Raw genomic sequence first — 19,978 nt, 5'->3', positions numbered from 1 at the left:
AACAAAAAATCCACACAACCACAATTAAAATAGCAAGCATAGTTGGCGAAAAGCCGATAGTTATCGAAGCAAGAAACGATTTATATGAAAGTAACACTTATAGCGGAAAATATGGAAGGGTTTTTCTCCATAACAGAGAATTTTTAGGAAAAGACATTAAAGTAGGTAAATCATATTCAAAGTCGTATTATCCTAAAAAGACAAAGTTGATCCAAAGTGGAATTGGAGTTGATTCGATATTCACCATGTGATTCCGCTAAAGTATGGGGGAAAAAATAACTTTAATAATTTGTATCCTCTCCCTCGTGATATGCACCAAAATCTATTAAATCCTTGGTGGGATAAATATTAATAAGTAAGAGGTGGCTCAATGGCAGTTTTTGTTGAAAAAACGCTCCAAGGTCTAAAAGAATTAATTGATGAAAAAGGCCGCTTGAAAATTTTAGGGAATGAAGGAGCTCTTTTAGAAACAGAATGTACTTTCTTTAAAGGTGCAACAGATCTGGAGATTGAGAGTTTTGAGAAGAAAATAAAAGTCTCACTTCCTGAAGATTATAAAACCTTTTTAAAATTGCATAACGGAGCCAGAATATTTGATTTGTTGATTTACGGTGAGAATGCAGGTGGGGGTTTGCATATTCTTAATTTAGAAGAGATTGAAAAGTATATGCAAAATGGTTTTTTAGAGCCTCAGTTTATTCCCGTCGCACATCTGTTAGACGGATGTTATTTGTTAATTCACAAAACCAAAATGCCACAGATCCAAACTATTTATGGTTCCGCAGATTTATTGAGTATGAACCAATGCAACTTAATTTTGAGATATTTTTAGATAGGTATATTTTGTCTCAAGGATCAAGTTTTTGGGAATGGAATATCTATACTGCTGAGAATTATTATAGAACTCACCAGAGTGATGAGCTTTAATCATTCGTATACGACCGATTTCAGCCCAGCAGGATAAACAGCAGGAACAATAATGCCTTATAAAAGAAGCATTGAATTTTCTGAACATGCTATTTTAGCCGAGGAGAAAATGAGGCACCTGGAGGGATTATAATTGAAAAAAATGATTCTTTGTGCAGCCCTAAGCTTCGTTACGTTAAGTGGTTTAGCTGCAGTTAAGATTAATCAAGAATCATCAGATGTTAAGATAACAGAGCGCCCGGTGGGTACTCTAAAATTAGCAGAGCGGCCAGTAGGTACATAAAAAAAGCCCCGGACAGGGCTTTTTTAATAAAGAGAGGGAGCATCTGTCCATTATTCTGACAGCCCAAAAGAAAAACCCCGGAAACATTGTCATCACAACATGTCCGGGGTTTAATCCAATGCTCTTTAAAGAGCGTTTTACTTAACGAGAGTAGAACTCAACGATAAGCGCTTCGTTAATTTCCGGAGCAAGCTCAGAGCGCTCTGGAAGACGAGTGAATGTACCTTCAAGCTTTTCAGCGTCGAAAGTAAGGTACTCAGGAACGAAGTTGTTTACTTCTACAGATTCTTTGATGATAGAAAGGTTTCTTGATTTTTCGCGAACACCGATTGTTTGACCAGGTTTTACTTGGTAAGACGGAATGTCAACGCGGCTTCCGTCAACAAGGATGTGACCGTGGTTAACTAATTGGCGAGCTTGACGGCGAGTGCGTGCAAGACCGAGCTTGTACACAACGTTATCAAGACGTGCATCTAAAAGAATCATGAAGTTTTCGCCGTGTTTACCAGTCATTTTTGCAGCTTTGTCAAACAATGTGCGGAATTGACGTTCGTTTACACCGTACATGTGACGAAGTTTTTGCTTTTCTTGCAATTGCAAACCGTATTCTGATAGTTTTTTACGCTGTCCCGGACCGTGGGGACCTGGTGCGTAAGGGCGTTTTTCTAATTCTTTACCTGTACCGCTAAGAGAGATTCCTAAACGGCGAGACAGTTTCCAAGATGGACCTGTATAGCGAGCCATAATGTGACTCCTCCTTTGGTTTTATTTTGTGGAAAATAAAAACCGTCTGTTCGATCCGACCGTGCACATTTTGTTTTCATGTATCCTCGCTCCAGCAGCAGAGAGTTACACGATACACCTTACAGCTAAGGAACAAAATGCAAACACAGAAGCTGAACAAAAAGGCTGCAATATTTCACACAAAGAACATTATATGATTTTTCTCCGCCGCCGTCAACCATTTCTCCATGAAGAGTGCCGGTTTATGATATAATGTACAAAAATGAGTAGTACATGTTTAGGTGATAAAAATGAAAAAACAAACAATTGATGAAGTGACGGCCTTTCATCAGAAAATGCTTTCTTTTTTCTTAACGAAATCTGAATCCGTCTCATTATCCGACTCGCTGTTATGGCTGGCCTCAGCTCTAGAATCCTGCTTTACATCTCTTTCATTGACCCTTTCACCGGCAGAATCAACACGTTTCACCATAAAAACAGAAGATGAACCGCATTATGCTCCGCTGAAAGAGAGTGACGGCCGTTTTATGATCAGGAATCAGACATCCGGCAGATCCTTTTATCTGTGCTCGGAAGGCGGGCTGCCGATCCCGGAATCATTGCCTGAGATCGTTACTCAGTTTATTAATCAATCTGTGAGACAAAGCGGGCTGTTTGACAAAACGAAGCATCAGCGGAAAATTCACAGAATGACAGAAATGTTCCATTCGCTTTTGGACCAAAATGAGGTTTTGGAAAAACTGCAGGCAAGTTTGAGTACGGCTTTCCGGTCTTTCCGTTTTTCACTGTTTATCACGCAGGATCAGGATACGGACAGACAGCTTCCCGCAAAAGAATTACATATGGACGGAAAAGATGCCGATCCGTCTGCCCTGAAGGTTTATTTATCGGGGAGACTGCTCAGAAAAGGCAGGTCATCTGCTTATCTGCCGATCAAAGGCCAGCAGGGGACTTACGGGGTTCTGAAGACGGAGGGGCTGCAGGATGCCGTTCTTTCGTGCAGTACTCTCAGTGAAATGCTGCTGCTTGCGGGCGCGGCGGGAAAAGCATTTGAAAATGCGCAGCTCTATGAGCAATCGAAAAAAAGCATTGCGAATCTGGAGCTCATTAATGAAACATCGCGCCAGCTGAATCAGCGCCTCAGACTCACTGACACGATGCGGGAGCTCGCCGCCATTATGACCCAATCGTTTCATGCGGAAGAAGTGGCTTTTTTTCATATTGATCATTTTGAGACGCAAAATCTGCTTCCGGGACATACCGCTTTTTTTAAGACAGAACGTGCGAACCCCTATATCAGCATTGTGAAAGAGAAGCTGTTCGAGGGAGAAAAGGGCGTGTTTATCGGCAGCGGAAAGACTGTATTCGGCGAAAACGGCTTCGGCTCGCTGATGGCGGTGCCGATGATCGAAAATGACACCGTCTTCGGGTTCGCGATTTTATTGAAAAAGGATTTGTATGCTTTTACGTTTGAAATGTATAAGCTTTTTCAAGCGCTCATTCACCATGCGACATTGGCGGTCACGAACTCCATGCTGCGCGACAGGCTTGAGCATCTTGTTCAGACAGACCAGCTGACGGAGCTGTATTCAAGAACCTATTTGGATGAGAAAATTCAATACAGCATGAAAATTCATAAACGGGGTGTATTCATCCTCGTTGATATCGATAATTTCAAAACCATTAATGATACATACGGTCATCAAACGGGAGATTCGATCCTGATTCAGGTGGCCACCGTTATGAAGAACCATATTCGTGAGCATGATGTCGCTGCGAGGTGGGGGGGCGAGGAGCTGGCTGTCTATCTGCCGAATATCAACGTGTCATCCGGAGAACGCATCGCTAAAAGGCTGGTTCGCGCCATCCGGGAAAATACCGAGCCGCGCGTGACGATTTCCTGCGGCGTTTCCTGCTGGTCAAAGACCGGCCCGATGCCGTTGAAATTGCTCGTTCAGCAAGCGGATGAGGCGCTTTATATCGCCAAACGGAACGGCAAAAACCGGCTGATCATCCATCAAAACAGCACGACGACATAAAAAAGGAGCCGGCCTGCCGGCCGGGCTCCTTTTTTATCCTAATCGTTTTTCAAGCGTTTCAACAAACTTTGCTAAATAGGTTTCGTCCGTTTCATCAAAACGGTTTTTCACAGGGCTGTCAATGTCCAGCACACCGATCACTTCACCGTTTACGCGGATCGGGAGGACGATTTCTGACTGGGAAGCCGCGTCACAGGCGATATGTCCCGGGAACGCATTCACATCGGCAATCCGCTGCACGTCGCCATTAGAGTAGGCAGTGCCGCATACGCCTCTGCCGAACGGAATGCGCACACAGGCAGGAAGTCCTTGAAACGGTCCGAGCACGAGCTCGCCCTCTTTAGCGAAGTAAAACCCCGCCCAGTTGACTTCATGTAATGAATGGTATAAAAGCGCTGACGCATTCGCGTAATTTGCGATCGCATCCGTTTCATCTTCTGTCATGGCTTCGAGCTGTTTAAGCAGAAGCTGATAACTTTTTTCTTTATCTCCGGATTGTTTTTCGACATGAAACATGGAAAACCCTCACTTTTTCTATAATATCAAACAAAGTTCCGGCCGTTCTGCCGGCATTTGTCGAGAAGTTCTTACAGGAACGGCGCCTTTCTGCTTGAATTGTTACACATAAAGGGGTGAGCCGTATGAAAGTAAGCACCAAAGACAAAATTATTAACGCCGCTGTCCAGCTGTTTAACCAAAAAGGTTATTCCGGCACGTCCGTCCGTGAAATCGCAAAGTCAGCTGATGTAAATGTTGCGCACATCTCCTACTATTTTAAAGGGAAAGGCGGATTAATGGAACATTTAGTTTCCGAGTTTTACGAAGGCTATACTGAAGCGCTGGAAAAAGCCGCCGTCAGTATGAACGGTGAAGACGCGCAGGAACGCATCCTGCGGGTGATTTTCGATATTTTATCCTATCAGCACGATAACCGTCAATTAACGCGGTTTGTATACCGGGAAGTGACGATTGATTCCGTGCTGATCAGGGAAATTATGTCTACTTACTTAATGAAAGAAAAATATATTTTCCAGCTGGTGATTGAAGAAGGGCAGTCACGTCACAGACGGCTGACACTGCCCGTCCCGCATTTTATTCTGCAATTGAAATCCCTCTTGATGATGCCGTATCTTCAGCCTCAATATATTACAGAGGTGCTCTATATGCAGCCTCATGAACCGTACTTTTATAAAAGGTATTTTGAAGAGGTGAAGATCTGGATCGAAAGCGTGTTCCGACGGCCTGATGCGGCGCTTATGAAGTAATGATGCTTTTGTACGTTTCGTAGGAACTGCCGACATCTTCCGCTTGATGGGCGTCCGACCCGAATATGAGCGGGATTTTTTTTTGCTTCGCCGTCTTAGCCATCCAATCCTCCATGTATACTTCCCCGGCAAACTTCTTTCTGAGCCCGGATGTATTCACATCCAGCTCCATTCCGTGTTCTTTCACGGCGTCAAGACAGCGGGCCGCAAGCTCTCTTATTTGAGGTGACATGCTGTAAGGGAAAAGGCGCGCGAATTTTTTGACGAGCGTGATATGGCCGACCCGTTTTGGCTTAAAGGGGCCGAGCGGTGTTACAATGGAAGAATACACGGTTTCATAGTATTGTTCATATACGGCTTCAACGCTTCCGAAGCGGTCGGCAAGCTGCTGAAAGGCGTGCTCGTCAAAATCGAGGCATATATAAGACGGACCGGTTTTCAAAAAATGAACGGATAAAATGCCGTCATCCAGTGAGGGGCCGTACGTGTTCAGAAACGCCGCAGTTTCCTCTTCATACCCTGTGATAAAATCGGTTTCTAGCCCAGTCAGAATGCTGATTTGTCCATCGTATTCCTTTTTCAGCTGTGACAGCCGCTCCAAATAAACCTCCATCTGTCTGAGATCCATCGCGCTGTCCTGAAGCGGTACGGGATCTTGAAATGACGGAGGAAGGGGGGCGTGCTCTGTAAATGTGATCGAGTCAAAGCCTCTTTCCAGGGCCTTTTCGACATATTGTTTCAGCGCATCCTTCGAGCCGTGAGGGCAAAAAGGGGTGTGGATATGAGCGTCTCGTTTTTCCATTTGTGTCACTCCATTAAAAAATTGCAGAATCCTGCCGAAATTATGCAAAAAGTTTTTGATTTCTGGTCAAAAAATGTTGGTTACATGGTATCATAATAACAATGAAAACGACAGATTTTCTCAATACATATATTGAAATCTTTCTGAATACATAAAACACCCTGACAGATTAAGAGAACAACAAGGGGGCTCATTATGGAGTTAGTCATCGGATTATTGGTTATACTGCTCGCGCTCTTTGCGGCGGGCTACTTTTTCAGGAAAAAAATTTATACGGAAATTGACCGGCTGGAGTCATGGAAGATTGAAATTTTAAACCGTTCGATAGTGGAAGAAATGTCCAAGATCAAACATCTGAAAATGACCGGAGAGACGGAAGAGTTCTTTGAAAGATGGCGCGAGGAGTGGGATGAAATTGTCACAGCCCATCTGCCGAAAGTAGAAGAGCTCCTTTATGATGCCGAAGAGAACGCCGACAAATACCGGTTTAAAAAAGCGAATCAGGTGCTTGTCCACATCGACGACCTCCTCACTGCAGCCGAATCAAATATAGAAGGCATACTGCGTGAGATCAGCGACCTTGTGACGAGCGAGGAAAAAAGCCGCGGAGAGATTGAACAGGTGCGTGAGCGGTATTCAAAAGCGCGGAAAAACCTTCTGGCGTACAGCCATCTCTACGGAGAGCTTTATAACAGCCTGGAGACGGATCTCGACGAAATCTGGAGCGGCATAAAAGAGTTCGAAGAAGAGACGGAAAGCGGCAATTACATCAAAGCGAGAAAAGTGCTGCTTGAACAGGACCGCAGACTGGATCAGCTTCAGACATACATAGATGACGTTCCGAAACTGCTCGCCGACTGTAAACAGACCGTGCCGAACCAAATTGCCAAGCTGAAAGACGGCTACCGGGAAATGACGGAAAAAGGCTACAAATTGGAGCATATTCAAATCGAAAAAGAGCTGGAGACCCTCACAAATCAAGTGAAACGGGCCGAAAACGCGCTTTTGGAAGAATTGGATGTTGACGAAGCGTCCGCCATTCTTCAGCTGATTGATGAAACCATTCAATCGATGTATGAACAGCTGGAAGGCGAAGTGGAAGCCGGACAGTCCGTATTAGGCAAAATGCCTGAGCTGATCATCGCGTATGAGAAGCTTGAGGAAGAAAAAGACCGCACAAAAACCGAAACGGAGCTCGTCAAGGAAAGCTATCAGCTGACGGCGGGAGAAATCAGCAGACAGCATGCCTTCGAAAAACAGCTGGAAACGATCGGCCGGCTCCTTGAGCAGGCGAGAGAAAAGCTTGATGGTGAGCATGTCGCTTACTCTCTATTGATTGAAGAAGTCGAGGCCATCGAAAAGCAGATGGAAGAGGCTCAGAAAGAACATGCCGAATACCGTGAAAATCTGCAGGCGCTCAGAAAAGAAGAACTGCAGGCGCGGGAAACGCTGATGCATCTTCGGAAAACCATTTCTGACACGGCCCGAATGCTGCAAAAAAGCAACGTGCCGGGAATTCCTGAACAAGTCAAGGACAAGCTCGAAACGGCAAATCATCATATAGAAGAAACCGTCAGCCAATTGGAAGTGCTGCCGCTGAACATGGAGGAAGCCGCCAAACATCTGGCTGAAGCCGAAAAGGCGGTTGAGGAAGTCAGCGAAGAGGCGGAAGATCTTGTGATTCAGGTGAAGCTGATTGAGCGGATCATCCAGTACGGCAACCGCTTCCGAAGCCAGAATCATATTTTATCCGAACAGCTGAAAGAAGCGGAACGGCTGTTTTACGCTTACAGCTATAATGAAGCTTATGAGATGGCGGCAGATGCTGTTGAAAAAGCAGCTCCCGGCGCCGTGAAAAAAATTAAAGCTGATCAATCTGCTTCATAGACGCACAAGCAAAAACTGCACCCTGATGGAAATCAGAGGTGCAGTTTTTTAGTTTCTCACGGAATATAAAAAGCGCCTGCGGCTGATCTACATCAAACCGCAGGCGCTGAATGTTACGATTTTGCTTTATTTAATTCGATGGGCGGGCTGGTAAAAAACGTGATAATGCAGCCGATGATCGCTCCGGCAATGCCCGGAAGCACCCAGCCGATTCCCATGCTGTAAAGCGGAAGATTTGCGTTTAAGAATGAATCTAATGATCCGAGCGGAATGCCTGCTGCCTTCAAACCGTCCAAGATACTGAACAGCCCCGTTCCGATCAGGCAGGCGATATAGACTTCGCGTCTTTCCTTAAAGATTTTATCAATAAAGGAAAGGACGATAATGACAATCGCCAGCGGGTAAATGGCTGATAAAATAGGAACTGAAAATGCAATAATCTCAGCAAGTCCGAAATTTGAAATCGCCAGACTGAACAGCGTGACAATCGTAACCACCATTTTGTATGATAAAGCTGGAATCAATTTTGAAAAATATTCGCCGCAAGATGTGACAAGCCCGATGCTTGTCGTTAAACACGCAACGGTGATGGCGGCGCCGAGAACGATGTTTCCCAGTGAACCGAACAGGTAATCAGATGAAGCTGATAAAATCTTTGCGCCTTCGCCGAGCGGCCCCACAGCGTCCGTGCTTGTCGCTCCCAAATAGGCCAAAGATAAATAAATGAATGTCAAACCTGCCGCTGCAATCAGACCCGCTTTAATACAAGCGGCGGCGAGCGCTTTACGCTGGGTGACGCCCCTGCTTTTAACAGCGTTGACGACAACGACGCCGAAGACGATTGAGGCGAGCGCATCCATTGTTTTATAGCCTTCCAAAAATCCTTTGAACACCGGCGTTCCGGAATATGCCTGATGTACGGCGCCCAGTCCGCCCATCGGAGTGACAATGGCTTTTACGACGATGATTAAAATAATACCGAATTTAATAGGAGTCAAAATCTTTCCGACTCTGTCCACGATTTTGGACGGGTTAAGAGCTAAATAATACGTAATAGAAAAAAAGATCAACGTGAAAACAAATAAAGATAATCTTTCCGGAATGCCGCTTAAAAACGGAACTGCACCGATTTCATATGAAACGGTTCCGGTTCTCGGAATCGCGAAAAGCGGCCCGATTGATAAATAAAGCACAACGGTGAAAATAGTCCCGAATACCGGATGAGCTTTATCGGCAAGCCCTTTCGCGTCTTTGCCCGTTAATGCGATGGCGATAATACCCAAAAGCGGCAGACCAACGCCGGTCAGTAAGAAACCGCCCATCGCTTTCCAGACATTATGCCCCGCCGCTTGCCCGAGCTCCGGCGGATATATCATATTTCCTGCCCCGAAAAAAAGTGCGAAAAGCATGAAACCGATAATAACGGTATCTTTGACAGGTAGTGAGTGTTTCATAAAAATCCTCCTAAATACTATGTTGAAATATTCTGTCAATTAATTGTCAGATAATATAACAAAACGAACATTACTTATTATATGGCAATGTACAGAGAAGTCAATACTCGATTTATTGCGAATTTATATTTACTTTTGTTATGGTAGCATAAATATCATACGATGTACCGTTTTCATTAAAGGAGTAAAAAAAATGATATATTTAGACAACAGCTCAACGACCGAGCCGTATGAAGAGGTTTTGGAAGTGTATAAACAGACGAGCAGCCGTTATTTCGGCAATCCTTCGTCTCTGCACCAGTTAGGAACTGAGACGGAACAGCTCCTTGAAGCGGCCGCTCAGCAAATAAAAAAAACCTTGCGTTTAAAAAATTATGATATTGTATTTACATCAGGCGCGACTGAAGCGAATAACGCTGCGTTAAAGGGAGCAGCCTGGGCAAACATGAGTAAAGGAAGACATATCATTGCTTCGGCGATTGAGCATCCTTCTGTGACGGAGACGCTTGATCAGCTGACAGAGCTGTTCGGCTTTGAAGTCACATATCTTCCGGCCGATCAAAACGGCTTCGTTTCTTTGAAAGACGTCAAATCGGCTGTCAGGCCGGATACGATAATCGTCAGCGTCATGCATGTCAATAACGAAGTCGGCTCCATTCAGCCCGTAAAGGAAATCGGCGGGTTTTTAAAGCAGCACCGGAATATTCTGTTTCATGTTGATCATGTGCAGGGCATTCATAAAGTTCCCCTGTCTATAGAAGAAGCGGGCATTGACCTTTGCACCGTTTCAGGGCATAAGTTTCACGGCTTAAAAGGGACCGGAGCGCTTATCGTCAAAAAAGGAACGCGGCTCATTCCGCTTATAACAGGCGGCTCGCAGCAAAAAGGCGTCCGCGCCGGAACGGAACACACGGCAGGCGCCGTTTCCCTTGCGAAAGCGATCAATCTTTCCGCGCGTGACATGAACGAGCAGCTTTCTTCCGTGGAGGCTGCCAAGAATGCGCTCATGGAAAGGCTGAGCGGGACGGACGGGGTCGTCATCAACACCCCCGCTGAAAGCAGCGCGCCGCATATCATTAATTTTTCCGTTCCGGGCGTGAAGGCGGAAGTGCTGCTGCACATGCTTGAGGAAAAAGGAATATATGTCTCCACAACCGCGGCATGTTCGGCAAGAGAGCACAAACCGAGCCGTGTTCTTCTGCAAATGAATAAAGGCGAACAGATTGCATCAAGCAGCATAAGAGTCAGCCTGAACTTCAGCCATACGGCTGACATCACGGAGCCGTTTATGGCCGCGCTGGCGCCGGCTGTTCAAAAACTAAAAAAAATGATGAGGTAGCATATGAATTACGATCATATTTTAATCCGTTTTGGTGAAATATCCACAAAAGGAAAAAACAGACGCAGTTTTATTGAAAGATTAAAACAGAATATCCGCCTGGTATTAAAGGATTATAAAAAAGTAAAATACTTTTCAAACCGGGACCGGATGTCAATTACACTTAATGGAGAAAACCCGGAGGAAATTTGTTCCTTATTAAAGAATATATTCGGCATTCAAAGCTTTAGTCTCGCAATTAAATGCGAAAGCAAGCTGGAAGACATTAAAAAAACGGCTTTAGCCGCGATAGAAGGCGAATATAAACCGGGGAATACGTTTAAGGTCGAGACCAAACGGGCTTACAAACAGTTTGAATTAGATACGAATGCGATGAACGCTGAAATCGGCGGCCATATTTTGAAAAACACGGATGGATTAACCGTCGATGTGAGAAATCCCGATATTCCGCTTCGGATTGAAATCAGGGAGGAAGCGACATTCCTGACCATTCGTAACGAAAAAGGCGCCGGAGGCCTTCCTGTCGGTTCCGCGGGTAAAGCGATGCTGATGCTTTCCGGCGGTTTTGACAGTCCGGTCGCCGGTTTTTACGCGATGAAACGGGGATTATCAGTTGAAGCCGTACATTTCTTCAGTCCGCCGTATACGAGTGAACGGGCAAAGCAGAAAGTCATGGATCTCGCGGGATGCCTCGCGAAGTTCGGCGGCAGTATGACACTTCATATTGTGCCGTTTACAAAGACGCAGGAACTCATCCAAAAACAAATCCCGGAGAACTATACGATGACGGCGACGCGGCGTCTTATGCTGCAAATCGCGGACAGAATCAGAGAAGAACGGAAAGCGCTCGCGATCATTACGGGAGAAAGCCTCGGGCAGGTAGCGAGCCAGACGCTTGAAAGCATGTATGCGATCAATGCGGTGACGGCAACGCCGATTTTGCGCCCTTTAATCGGAATGGACAAAACAGAAATCATCGAGAAATCAAAAGAAATCGGCACTTATGAAACAAGCATTCAGCCGTTTGAGGACTGCTGCACCATCTTTACGCCGCCAAGTCCGAAAACACGCCCGAAAAAAGAAAAAATCGAGCACTTCGAAAGCTTCGTTGATTTTGAACCGCTGATTGCAGAGGCGGCCGCCGGCATCGAAACCATCACTGTTTACTCAGAGCAGGAAGCTCACGATAAGTTTGCCGGCCTGTTTTAAAACTGTATACAATTACCAAAGTTTTTTTGAATGAAGACATGTGTTTTATCACATTCTATACTCACAAGGAGGTGATACACATGTCACAACAATCAAACAGCGGAAACAGCAACCAGCTTTTAGTGCCAGGCGCTGCTCAAGCTATCGACCAAATGAAGTATGAAATCGCTTCTGAATTCGGTGTAAACCTTGGACCGGAAACAACTTCTCGCGCCAACGGTTCTGTCGGTGGAGAAATCACAAAACGTCTTGTCTCTTTTGCTCAGCAAAGCATGGGCGGAAGCAGCCAGCAGCAGTTTTAATCACAACTTCACATAATGGCTAAGAGAGCGGGGAATTCCCCGCTCTTTTTTCATGAGTATAGATAGAAGGCGGGAAGCAATTTATGCATATTTTTATTGTAATGGCCTATGTTTATGTATAATGGGGAAAGAAAGTGAGGAGTTGTTCGTGTTAAAACGAGAAGATTTAATCGCCCCAAAGAACTATAACCTTGTAAATGAAATCGAAAAGTTCAGCCGTTCCAAAGAGAAGAACGCGCTTATTTGGGAAGATCAAACAGGCGGCAAGAAAGTCTGGACGTATGAAAAATTGATGGAAGAAACGAATAAAATCGGAGCCCGTCTGAAAGGTCTCGGATTTGAAAAAGGCGATAAGCTGATTGTCATGGTTCCGAGAGTGCTTGAAGCGTATGCCGTTTATTTAGCGATCTTAAAAGCGGGGATGGTCGTCATTCCTTGCTCGGAAATGCTGCGCGCCAAAGACCTTGAATACCGGATCAAACACGCCGAAGTGAAAGGCGCTATCGTTTATCCTTCATTTATAAACGCGTTTGACGAGGTGAATACCGAACAGCTGGTGACATTGTCAATCGGTGAAAATGATGCCGGCTGGAAAAACCTCCTAACGATTGAAGCGGATGGAGACAGTTTTCAAACAGCTGATACAACAAGAGAAGACATGGCGTTTTTGTCCTATACTTCAGGCACGACCGGCCAGCCTAAAGGCGTTGTACATACACACGGCTGGGCCTTTGCCCATTTAAAAACATCAGCCGGTGCATGGCTGGATATTTCTGAAGACGATACAGTGTGGGCCACCGCGGCGCCCGGCTGGCAGAAATGGGTGTGGAGCCCGCTGCTCGCAATTCTGGGAAGCGGCGCGACAGGAGTCATTTATCACGGCAGATTCAACGCCAAGACGTATTTAGAGCTGCTGGAGCGCCATCAAGTAAATGTCTTCTGCTGTACCCCGACGGAATACCGCCTGATGGCAAAAGTGGAGGAGTTAGACAAATATGACCTTTCTGGCCTTCACAGCGCAGTTTCTGCGGGTGAGCCATTAAACCGGGAAGTCATTGACGTATTCCGAAAGCATTTCGGCATTAAAGTGAGAGACGGATACGGCCAAACGGAGAGCACCCTGTTAGTCGGCGTCCTGAAGGATATGGATATTAAGCCGGGAAGCATGGGCAAACCGACCCCTGGAAATCAAGTGGAGATTATAAACGATAAAGGCGAAATATGCGAAACTGGCGAAACGGGCGATATCGCCGTGCATTTGAGCACACCGGCCTTATTCAAGGAATATTATAAAGATCCCGAAAGAACGAAAAAGCAGATTCGCGGAGATTACTTTCTTACAGGAGACCGCGCGAAAAAAGACGAAGACGGCTACTTTTGGTTTGAGAGCCGCAATGATGACATCATCGTCAGCTCCGGATATACAATCGGGCCTTTTGAAGTAGAGGACGCGCTCGTGAAGCATCCGGAAGTGAAAGAATGTGCCGTCGTGGCGAGCCCGGATGAAATCAGAGGTTCAATCGTAAAAGCCTATGTCGTTTTACAAGACGATGAAAAGCGCAGTGATGAACTTGTCAAAGAACTGCAAAACCACGTAAAAACGATTACGGCGCCTTACAAATATCCGAGAGAAATTGAGTTTGTCGAAAGCCTGCCGAAAACGGCGTCCGCAAAAATCAGACGTGTGGAGCTGAGACAGCGTGAAGAACGGCTGAAGGCTGATAAAAAAGCATAATACAGGATAAAGGGTGAGCGGGGATGAAAGCGATTTGGCACGGCGGCACCATCTATACAATGCTGGACAAGAATCATGTCACTGAAGCCATTTATACCGAAGAAGGCGTCGTCAGGCAGACGGGCAGCTTCCGGGAGCTCCAAGGAACATACGGTTCGCCTGATACGGAGGAAATCGATTTACATGGGGCTGTCATGTTCCCGGGGTTTACGGACAGTCATATGCATTTAATCGGACACGGGGAAAAACAGCTTCGCCTCGATTTGTCGCAGCTGACGTCAAAAGAAGCGATACTGCGGGCCGCAAAAGAAGCAGAGCGTGAATTGGAAGATGGCGAATGGCTGATCGGCGAAGGCTGGGATGAAAATCTGTTTGAACAGCCGGATTACGTCACCAAGCATGACCTTGACCCGCTCTTTCCCGACCGCCCCGTCCTGCTGAAGCGGGTATGCCGGCACGCCGCGGCGGTTAATTCGGCCGCATTGCGCGCGGCGGGAATTACAAACGAAACACCTGATCCAAACGGCGGGATTATCGTCCGGGACGGCACCGGTCCGACAGGCCTCCTGCTGGATAAAGCCCAAGAGCTTGTGACACAGGCCCTGCCGCCCGTCTCACTTCACTATGTCAAACGCGCGCTTCAAACGGCGATTACGGACTGCTGGTCAAAAGGCCTGACCGGCGGGCATTCAGAAGACCTGGCATACTACGGAGACGCGTCCGTTCCCGTTGCCGCGTACGAGTCATTAACCGGCAGCGGCCTTTATCCTTTTCGCGCCCATCTGCTCGTACATCACGAAGCCGTCGACAGCTGGAGCGCTCTGGATAAATCGACCGGACCTTATCTGGAATACGGAGCGATGAAAATTTTTGCTGACGGCGCGCTCGGAGGCAGAACCGCTCTATTGAAAAAGCCTTATCATGATGATCCGTCAGTTTCCGGCGTTCAGGTGCATGATGACGAAATCCTTGCCGCTCTTGTTTATAAAGCGAGAGAGAAAGGGTTGGAGATCGCCGTGCACGCGATTGGCGACCTTGCATTTGAAAAGGTGCTGGATGTTATCGAAAGATACCCGGCAAAGCCCGGACAGCTAGATAGGCTCATTCATGCGCAAGTATTAGATGACGGATTGATTGAAAGAGCCGCCCGGCTGCCGATCGGACTTGATCTTCAGCCGCATTTTGTGGCCAGTGATTTTCCGTGGGTGATTGACAGGCTCGGAGAAGAGCGGATGAAAACGGCTTTCGCCTGGAAAACACTGCTGTCAAAAGGGCTGCTGTGCGCCGGAGGTTCAGATGCCCCGATTGAGCCGGCCGATCCGCTTCTGGGCATTCAATCGGCTGTGCTCCGTACGAGCAAGCAGCACCCGGAAGGTCCGGCCTATTATGAAAAAGAGTGTCTGACCGTGTACGAAGCCATTCAGCTTTACACGGAGGGAAGCGCGGCCATCATCCGTAAAGAACATAGCCGCGGACGGATCGCCCCCGGCTATGATGCCGACTTTACCGTACTCAGCGGTGATCCGTTCAGGACGGACCCGAAAAAGCTTCATGAATTGGAAGCTGTCAAAACCGTCGTCGGCGGCCGTATCGTATATGAAAAAGAGGACAGGCAGTGATGCCCGTCCTCTTTTTTTATGATAAAAATGATCGTTTTACTTTTTCCCAGAAAGAGTTGTCTTTCAGTTTCACCGTTTTGATTTTTTTATCGGATAGTCTAATCTCAACCTTTTTGACATTCCGCGTGCTGAGCGCTTCATTATCAAGCCCGATAATCGGATGCTCATTGCCGTCTTGCACCACCTGCAGTGTCAGCTTCCGGTCTGAGCTTAAAATAAACGGAGATCCGAGTGTACGGTATGTGTTGTTGTTCAACGACGCCAGTTCGGATACCTGCATGCAGGAAATCAAAGGATCAACAACGGCGCCTGAAACAGATTTATTGTAGGCAGTGCTGCCCGTCGGGGTGGAAATGATCATCCCGTCTCCTCTGAACGTCTCAAAATGAAGATCATCAATTAACACATCCATCACAAACGTTTTAATAATGCTTGAACGGATGGAAACCTCGTTTAAACAGTGAAAATGATTGCTGCCGTCCACCGTTACGTGAATGAGCGGGTATTTTCTGACCTCAAGCTGTTCCGCGGTCATGCTGGCCGCCATTTTTTCAGGTTCATCGCTGTGAAAATCACAGTACAAATGGGCTTTCCCTTTTTTAGCGATGCCGACATACAGGCAGTCATCACGGAATCCGGTTTTTCTGACGGCTTGCAGAAATGAGCCGTCGCTGCCGACGCTGGCGATAATTCCGGCATCCTCCGGTTGAGCCGCAACTGTAAAACCGTGCGATTCAGCAAGCTGCTTCAAAGAGCTGACTTGTTCTTTTGTTTCGTTGTTTTGTTTGTGAAAAAAATAAACATTGCGGCGAAGATCGGTCATATCCCCATTCCCCTTTGCTGTCATATTTACGTTTTTCTCCCAGCAGGTATTGTGTTAAAATACCTGTGGCAATAGTGTAACATGTTTCCTGTTTATCCGTTAAGGGAAAGCGCTTCATGAAAAAAATGAATCTTTTTTTACGGGGGAACGTACGAATATTGACAGAAAAGGAGGAGAACAAATGAATGCAAAAAGATGGATTGCGCTCGTCATCGCGCTCGGCATTTTCGGCGTATCAGTCATTGCAAGTGTGACCGTCGGGGTGCTGAAGAATATCGGGGATACAGGGTCTGACTTTGCATCACTGACAGATGACACAGAGGAAGTGACGCTGGATAAGGGCAGCCCCGGCAGTAAAATCGCCGTGCTTGAAGTGGACGGCACGATTGAGGATAACGGCGGGTCCGCTGGCCTGCTCAGCTCAGGCGGGTATGATCACAGATCATTTTTAAAACAGGTTGAGCGTGCGAAAGAAGACAAAAGCGTCAAAGGAATTGTGCTGAAAATCAATTCCCCCGGCGGAGGCGTGTACGAAAGCGCGGAAATACATAAAAAACTGGAAGAACTAAAGAAAGAAACGAAGAAACCGATTTATGTATCCATGGGCTCCATGGCGGCATCGGGAGGCTACTATATTTCAACGGCCGCCGATAAAATCTATGCTTCACCGGAAACGCTCACGGGTTCACTGGGCGTCATCATGGAAAGCGTCAATTATTCCAAGCTCGCCGATGAACTCGGCATCAAGTTTGAAACCATTAAAAGCGGCGCGCATAAAGACATCATGTCCCCGACCCGCGACATGACGAAGGAAGAAAGAAAGATCATGCAGACAATGGTCAACGATTCTTATGAAGGATTTGTCAATGTCATTTCAAAAGGCCGGCACATGTCAAAAGCGGATGTGAAAAAAATTGCCGACGGCCGTGTTTACGACGGCAGACAAGCGAAAAAAATCGGCCTCGTTGATGAGCTCGGTTTTTACGATGATACGATCAGCGCGATGAAAAAGGACCATAAAAATATGAAAAACGCTTCAGTCATCACATACGAGGAAGGATTCGGATTAGGCTCGCTCTTTTCCATGAGCGCAGCGAAAATGTTTAAAAGCGAAATTGATTTTCTGAATATGAAAGAACTCATTTCGCAATCCGGTTCGCCGCGGATGATGTATCTCTATGCAAAGTAGGGGGGAAGAAAGAATGGACGCGACTTACGAAGGCTTTCACGGCAAAGAAGAGGAAGCCGAACAACAGAGGGCGCCCGAGCAGGCATATGCGGGCTTTTGGATCAGGTTTTGGGCGTTTCTTCTTGATTGGCTGGTGGTCTGGGGACTTAACCATCTCATCGTTTCACCGATTTTCACGCTGATGAAGCTCCCGGCAACAAGCGGAATGTTTACAATCTCAGCTTATTCCGTCACAACCCTGATCGTCTACCTCGCCTATTTTGTGTTCATGACGAAATGGTTTCATCAGACACTCGGCAAGATGGTCTTCGGGTTAAAGGTCACTTCTTTGACGCCCGGAAAGCCGCTGACTTGGAGCACCGTCATTTTCAGAGAAGCGGTGGGGCGTTATATCGATAAAATCTGGATTCTCTATATCGTCATTGCGTTTACGCCCAAAAAGCAGGGCATTCATGATCTGATCGCCGACACAACGGTGATTCACGAAGCGCTGTACCGCAAATAAAAGCAGTAAACCCGGAATAAACGTCCGGGTTTATTTTTTTTGGTTTTGGCGATAATGCTGCTAAGGAAGTGAAGCTTATGGGATATGCCGCAGCAGCTGTTATTCTCATTCTCATTTTAGCCTGGCTGCTCATGAGGATGAAAATCCACCTGACTTTCGAATATCTTCACGATAAAGATAACGACAAACTGACGTTTAAAATCTCGGCCTTATACGGGCTGATCCGTATTAAAAAAACGCTGCCCGTCATTAAAGTAAACAGCGAAGACGCGTCAATTGATGTCAAACAGGACACAAAATCAGAAATGAAAGGTCAGAAAAAAGAGAAGAAAAAAATCACATATGAAGATGTCAAACAGAGCATTCACAGAATAGAAATGATTCTGCACCAAGTCTTTCAGATGCGCCAAATCGTCGCTTCATTTCTTGCGGGAGTCCGTGTTACGAAGTTCGAATGGGTGACGGTTATCGGAATAAAGGACGCCGCCGTTACTGGAATCGCCGCCGGCGGATTGTGGGCCGTAAAGGGAGGACTTACGGCGATGCTGTATGATCATCTGCGTTTCATACATAAACCGGTGTGCGAAGTCATTCCGTCTTTTCAAGTGCCTGCATCCAAGACGCATTTGCAGTGTATATTCTTTTTTCGTTTTGGACATCTTATAGGTGCAGCTTTCAAATTGCTCAAATACGGGCGGAACGGACTTTCTATCATACGAAAGAAACAGCCGGTTCCGGTTGCTTCAAAGAATGATTCATCAGTTTAAGGAGGAGCGCATATGGCAGACCATCCCATTCAAGGTTTAATGAAAACCGCTATGGAAAATTTAAAAGAAATGATTGACGTGAATACAATCATCGGCGATCCTGTTGAAACGCCTGACGGCAGCGTAATCTTAACGGTTTCAAAGGTCGGCTTCGGATTTGCGGCGGGCGGAAGCGAGTTTGGAGGAAAGCCGGCTGAAAAAAGAACCGATGATGATGAAAGAAAAGAGCAGAAGCTCCCGTTCGGCGGCGGAAGCGGCGGCGGAGTATCCATTACGCCGATTGCGTTTCTGATTGTCGGAACAAACGGCGTGCGCATGCTTCATTTAGACGAAAACACCCACCTGATTGATAAACTGTTAGACTCCGCGCCTCAAACGATTGAACGCATCCAGCATATGTTTAAAAAGAATGAAAAAGGCCGGAACCAAAAAAGAACGGATATCGATTTATAACAGAAAAGTTAACTGCCGCCCGCAGTTAGCTTTTTTTACGATGCGGCATAACCTTTGCAGTTTGCATAAAACTCGACTATGATAGAGCTATACATATAAAGGGAGGAATCAGAATGGCTGAAATTACATTTAAAGGCGGAGCCGTGACGCTGATCGGACAAGAAGTGAAACCGGGGGACCAAGCTCCTGACTTCACGGTTCTGACAAACGGATTAGAAGAGAAGACATTAGCAGATATGAAAGGGAAAGTAACGATCATATCCGTTATTCCTTCCATTGACACAGGCGTATGTGACGCGCAGACACGCCGCTTCAACGAAGAAGCCGCAAAACTCGGTGATGTGAACGTTTATACAATCAGCGCCGACCTTCCGTTTGCACAAGCGCGCTGGTGCGGAGCGAACGGAATTGATAAAGTGGAAACATTATCGGATCATAAAGAGATGTCATTTGGTGAAGCATTCGGTGTTCACATCAAAGAACTTCGTCTTTTGGCACGTTCCGTATTTGTCCTTGATCAGGACGGAAAAGTCGTTTACGCGGAATACGTAAGCGAAGCGACAAACCACCCGAATTATGAAAAGCCTATCGAAGCTGCAAAAGCGTTAATCAAGTAAAGAGAGAAAAAGAGCTCCG

Annotated in this window: 20 protein-coding genes and 1 pseudogene; 16 read left to right on the top strand and 5 right to left on the bottom strand. The window is 46.4% G+C overall.

All coding sequences use genetic code 11. From position 1 onward, the window contains the following. Positions 1–247 precede the first annotated feature (247 nt). The 3 genes and pseudogenes from JNUCC21_RS15350 to JNUCC21_RS15340 all read left to right on the top strand — a co-directional run bounded on the left by JNUCC21_RS15350 (position 248) and on the right by JNUCC21_RS15340 (position 1,210). The gene (locus tag JNUCC21_RS15350; RefSeq protein ID WP_324647714.1) at positions 248–352 is read left to right on the top strand and encodes a hypothetical protein; all 105 of its coding nucleotides are present in this window, start codon (positions 248–250) and stop codon (positions 350–352) included. Positions 353–370: 18 nt separating this feature from the next. After that, positions 371–927: pseudogene (locus tag JNUCC21_RS15345) on the top strand (SMI1/KNR4 family protein). 142 nt (positions 928–1,069) lie between these two features. Then, positions 1,070–1,210: a hypothetical protein gene (locus tag JNUCC21_RS15340; RefSeq protein ID WP_223254684.1), complete on the top strand. Its 141-nt coding sequence runs from the start codon at positions 1,070–1,072 to the stop codon at positions 1,208–1,210. A gap of 141 nt (positions 1,211–1,351) precedes the next feature. Here JNUCC21_RS15340 and rpsD read toward each other — a convergent pair whose 3' ends face one another. Further along, a complete protein-coding gene (rpsD, locus tag JNUCC21_RS15335; protein ID WP_003152406.1) occupies positions 1,352–1,954 on the bottom strand; it encodes a 30S ribosomal protein S4 in 603 nt (200 codons plus the stop codon). Positions 1,955–2,244: 290 nt separating this feature from the next. Between rpsD and JNUCC21_RS15330 the strand changes: the two genes are divergently transcribed. Next, on the top strand, positions 2,245–3,993 hold the full coding sequence (locus tag JNUCC21_RS15330) for a diguanylate cyclase domain-containing protein (RefSeq protein WP_369878296.1): 1,749 nt from the start codon (positions 2,245–2,247) through the stop codon (positions 3,991–3,993). A gap of 33 nt (positions 3,994–4,026) precedes the next feature. On the opposite strand, the gene JNUCC21_RS15325 is transcribed toward JNUCC21_RS15330, so the two are convergent. Next, positions 4,027–4,509, bottom strand: a complete 483-nt coding sequence (locus JNUCC21_RS15325) for a GAF domain-containing protein (protein WP_007408037.1) — start codon at positions 4,507–4,509, stop codon at positions 4,027–4,029. 125 nt (positions 4,510–4,634) lie between these two features. Here JNUCC21_RS15325 and refZ point away from each other — a divergent pair, with 125 nt between their 5' ends. Beyond that, on the top strand, positions 4,635–5,258 hold the full coding sequence (refZ, locus tag JNUCC21_RS15320) for a forespore capture DNA-binding protein RefZ (RefSeq protein WP_007408038.1): 624 nt from the start codon (positions 4,635–4,637) through the stop codon (positions 5,256–5,258). On the opposite strand, the gene hisJ is transcribed toward refZ, so the two are convergent. Then, positions 5,248–6,060: a histidinol-phosphatase HisJ gene (hisJ, locus tag JNUCC21_RS15315; protein ID WP_020956206.1), complete on the bottom strand. Its 813-nt coding sequence runs from the start codon at positions 6,058–6,060 to the stop codon at positions 5,248–5,250. The two genes, refZ and hisJ, sit on opposite strands and share 11 nt — an antisense overlap. 195 nt (positions 6,061–6,255) lie before the next feature. On the opposite strand from hisJ, the gene ezrA reads away from it, so the two are divergent. Then, complete coding sequence (gene ezrA, locus JNUCC21_RS15310) at positions 6,256–7,947, top strand: septation ring formation regulator EzrA (protein ID WP_369878295.1); 1,692 nt, start codon at positions 6,256–6,258, stop codon at positions 7,945–7,947. A gap of 113 nt (positions 7,948–8,060) precedes the next feature. On the opposite strand, the gene brnQ is transcribed toward ezrA, so the two are convergent. Continuing rightward, the gene (gene brnQ / locus JNUCC21_RS15305) at positions 8,061–9,401 is read right to left on the bottom strand and encodes a branched-chain amino acid transport system II carrier protein (RefSeq protein WP_015240382.1); all 1,341 of its coding nucleotides are present in this window, start codon (positions 9,399–9,401) and stop codon (positions 8,061–8,063) included. Between the two features lie 193 nt (positions 9,402–9,594). Between brnQ and JNUCC21_RS15300 the strand changes: the two genes are divergently transcribed. The 5 genes from JNUCC21_RS15300 to JNUCC21_RS15280 all read left to right on the top strand — a co-directional run bounded on the left by JNUCC21_RS15300 (position 9,595) and on the right by JNUCC21_RS15280 (position 15,605). Next, the gene (locus JNUCC21_RS15300) at positions 9,595–10,740 is read left to right on the top strand and encodes a cysteine desulfurase family protein (protein WP_369878294.1); all 1,146 of its coding nucleotides are present in this window, start codon (positions 9,595–9,597) and stop codon (positions 10,738–10,740) included. Between the two features lie 3 nt (positions 10,741–10,743). Continuing rightward, complete coding sequence (thiI, locus tag JNUCC21_RS15295; RefSeq protein WP_032871699.1) at positions 10,744–11,949, top strand: tRNA uracil 4-sulfurtransferase ThiI; 1,206 nt, start codon at positions 10,744–10,746, stop codon at positions 11,947–11,949. Positions 11,950–12,029: 80 nt separating this feature from the next. Then, positions 12,030–12,251 carry an alpha/beta-type small acid-soluble spore protein gene (locus tag JNUCC21_RS15290; protein WP_007408043.1) on the top strand — a complete coding sequence of 74 codons (222 nt, stop codon included), beginning with the start codon at positions 12,030–12,032 and terminating at the stop codon, positions 12,249–12,251. 148 nt (positions 12,252–12,399) lie between these two features. Continuing rightward, a complete protein-coding gene (gene mbcS, locus JNUCC21_RS15285; RefSeq protein ID WP_047936026.1) occupies positions 12,400–13,986 on the top strand; it encodes an acyl-CoA synthetase MbcS in 1,587 nt (528 codons plus the stop codon). Between the two features lie 23 nt (positions 13,987–14,009). Then, a complete protein-coding gene (locus tag JNUCC21_RS15280; RefSeq protein ID WP_369878293.1) occupies positions 14,010–15,605 on the top strand; it encodes an amidohydrolase in 1,596 nt (531 codons plus the stop codon). A gap of 16 nt (positions 15,606–15,621) precedes the next feature. On the opposite strand, the gene JNUCC21_RS15275 is transcribed toward JNUCC21_RS15280, so the two are convergent. Continuing rightward, positions 15,622–16,428 (bottom strand): NAD kinase, encoded by an 807-nt coding sequence (locus JNUCC21_RS15275; RefSeq protein WP_041482462.1) that lies wholly within the window; start codon positions 16,426–16,428, stop codon positions 15,622–15,624. Positions 16,429–16,609: 181 nt separating this feature from the next. Between JNUCC21_RS15275 and sppA the strand changes: the two genes are divergently transcribed. From sppA to tpx, 5 genes are all read left to right on the top strand, one after another. Beyond that, positions 16,610–17,617 (top strand): signal peptide peptidase SppA, encoded by a 1,008-nt coding sequence (gene sppA, locus JNUCC21_RS15270; protein ID WP_003152419.1) that lies wholly within the window; start codon positions 16,610–16,612, stop codon positions 17,615–17,617. A 13-nt stretch (positions 17,618–17,630) separates the two neighbouring features. Beyond that, entirely contained in the window at positions 17,631–18,122 is a 492-nt protein-coding gene (locus tag JNUCC21_RS15265; RefSeq protein WP_007408048.1) for an RDD family protein, read from the top strand. A 77-nt stretch (positions 18,123–18,199) separates the two neighbouring features. Continuing rightward, positions 18,200–18,889: a DUF2953 domain-containing protein gene (locus JNUCC21_RS15260; protein ID WP_174737996.1), complete on the top strand. Its 690-nt coding sequence runs from the start codon at positions 18,200–18,202 to the stop codon at positions 18,887–18,889. A gap of 12 nt (positions 18,890–18,901) precedes the next feature. Continuing rightward, on the top strand, positions 18,902–19,342 hold the full coding sequence (gene ytfJ, locus JNUCC21_RS15255; RefSeq protein ID WP_003152423.1) for a GerW family sporulation protein: 441 nt from the start codon (positions 18,902–18,904) through the stop codon (positions 19,340–19,342). A 113-nt stretch (positions 19,343–19,455) separates the two neighbouring features. Then, positions 19,456–19,959, top strand: a complete 504-nt coding sequence (gene tpx / locus JNUCC21_RS15250; protein WP_007613091.1) for a thiol peroxidase — start codon at positions 19,456–19,458, stop codon at positions 19,957–19,959. Positions 19,960–19,978 lie beyond the last annotated feature (19 nt).

This window comes from Bacillus sp. JNUCC-21, from assembly GCF_041222765.1.
Taxonomy (GTDB): domain Bacteria; phylum Bacillota; class Bacilli; order Bacillales; family Bacillaceae; genus Bacillus; species Bacillus velezensis.
The sequence above is the reverse complement of the archived record's forward strand: the minus strand, read 5'-3'. Positions and strand labels throughout refer to the sequence as shown.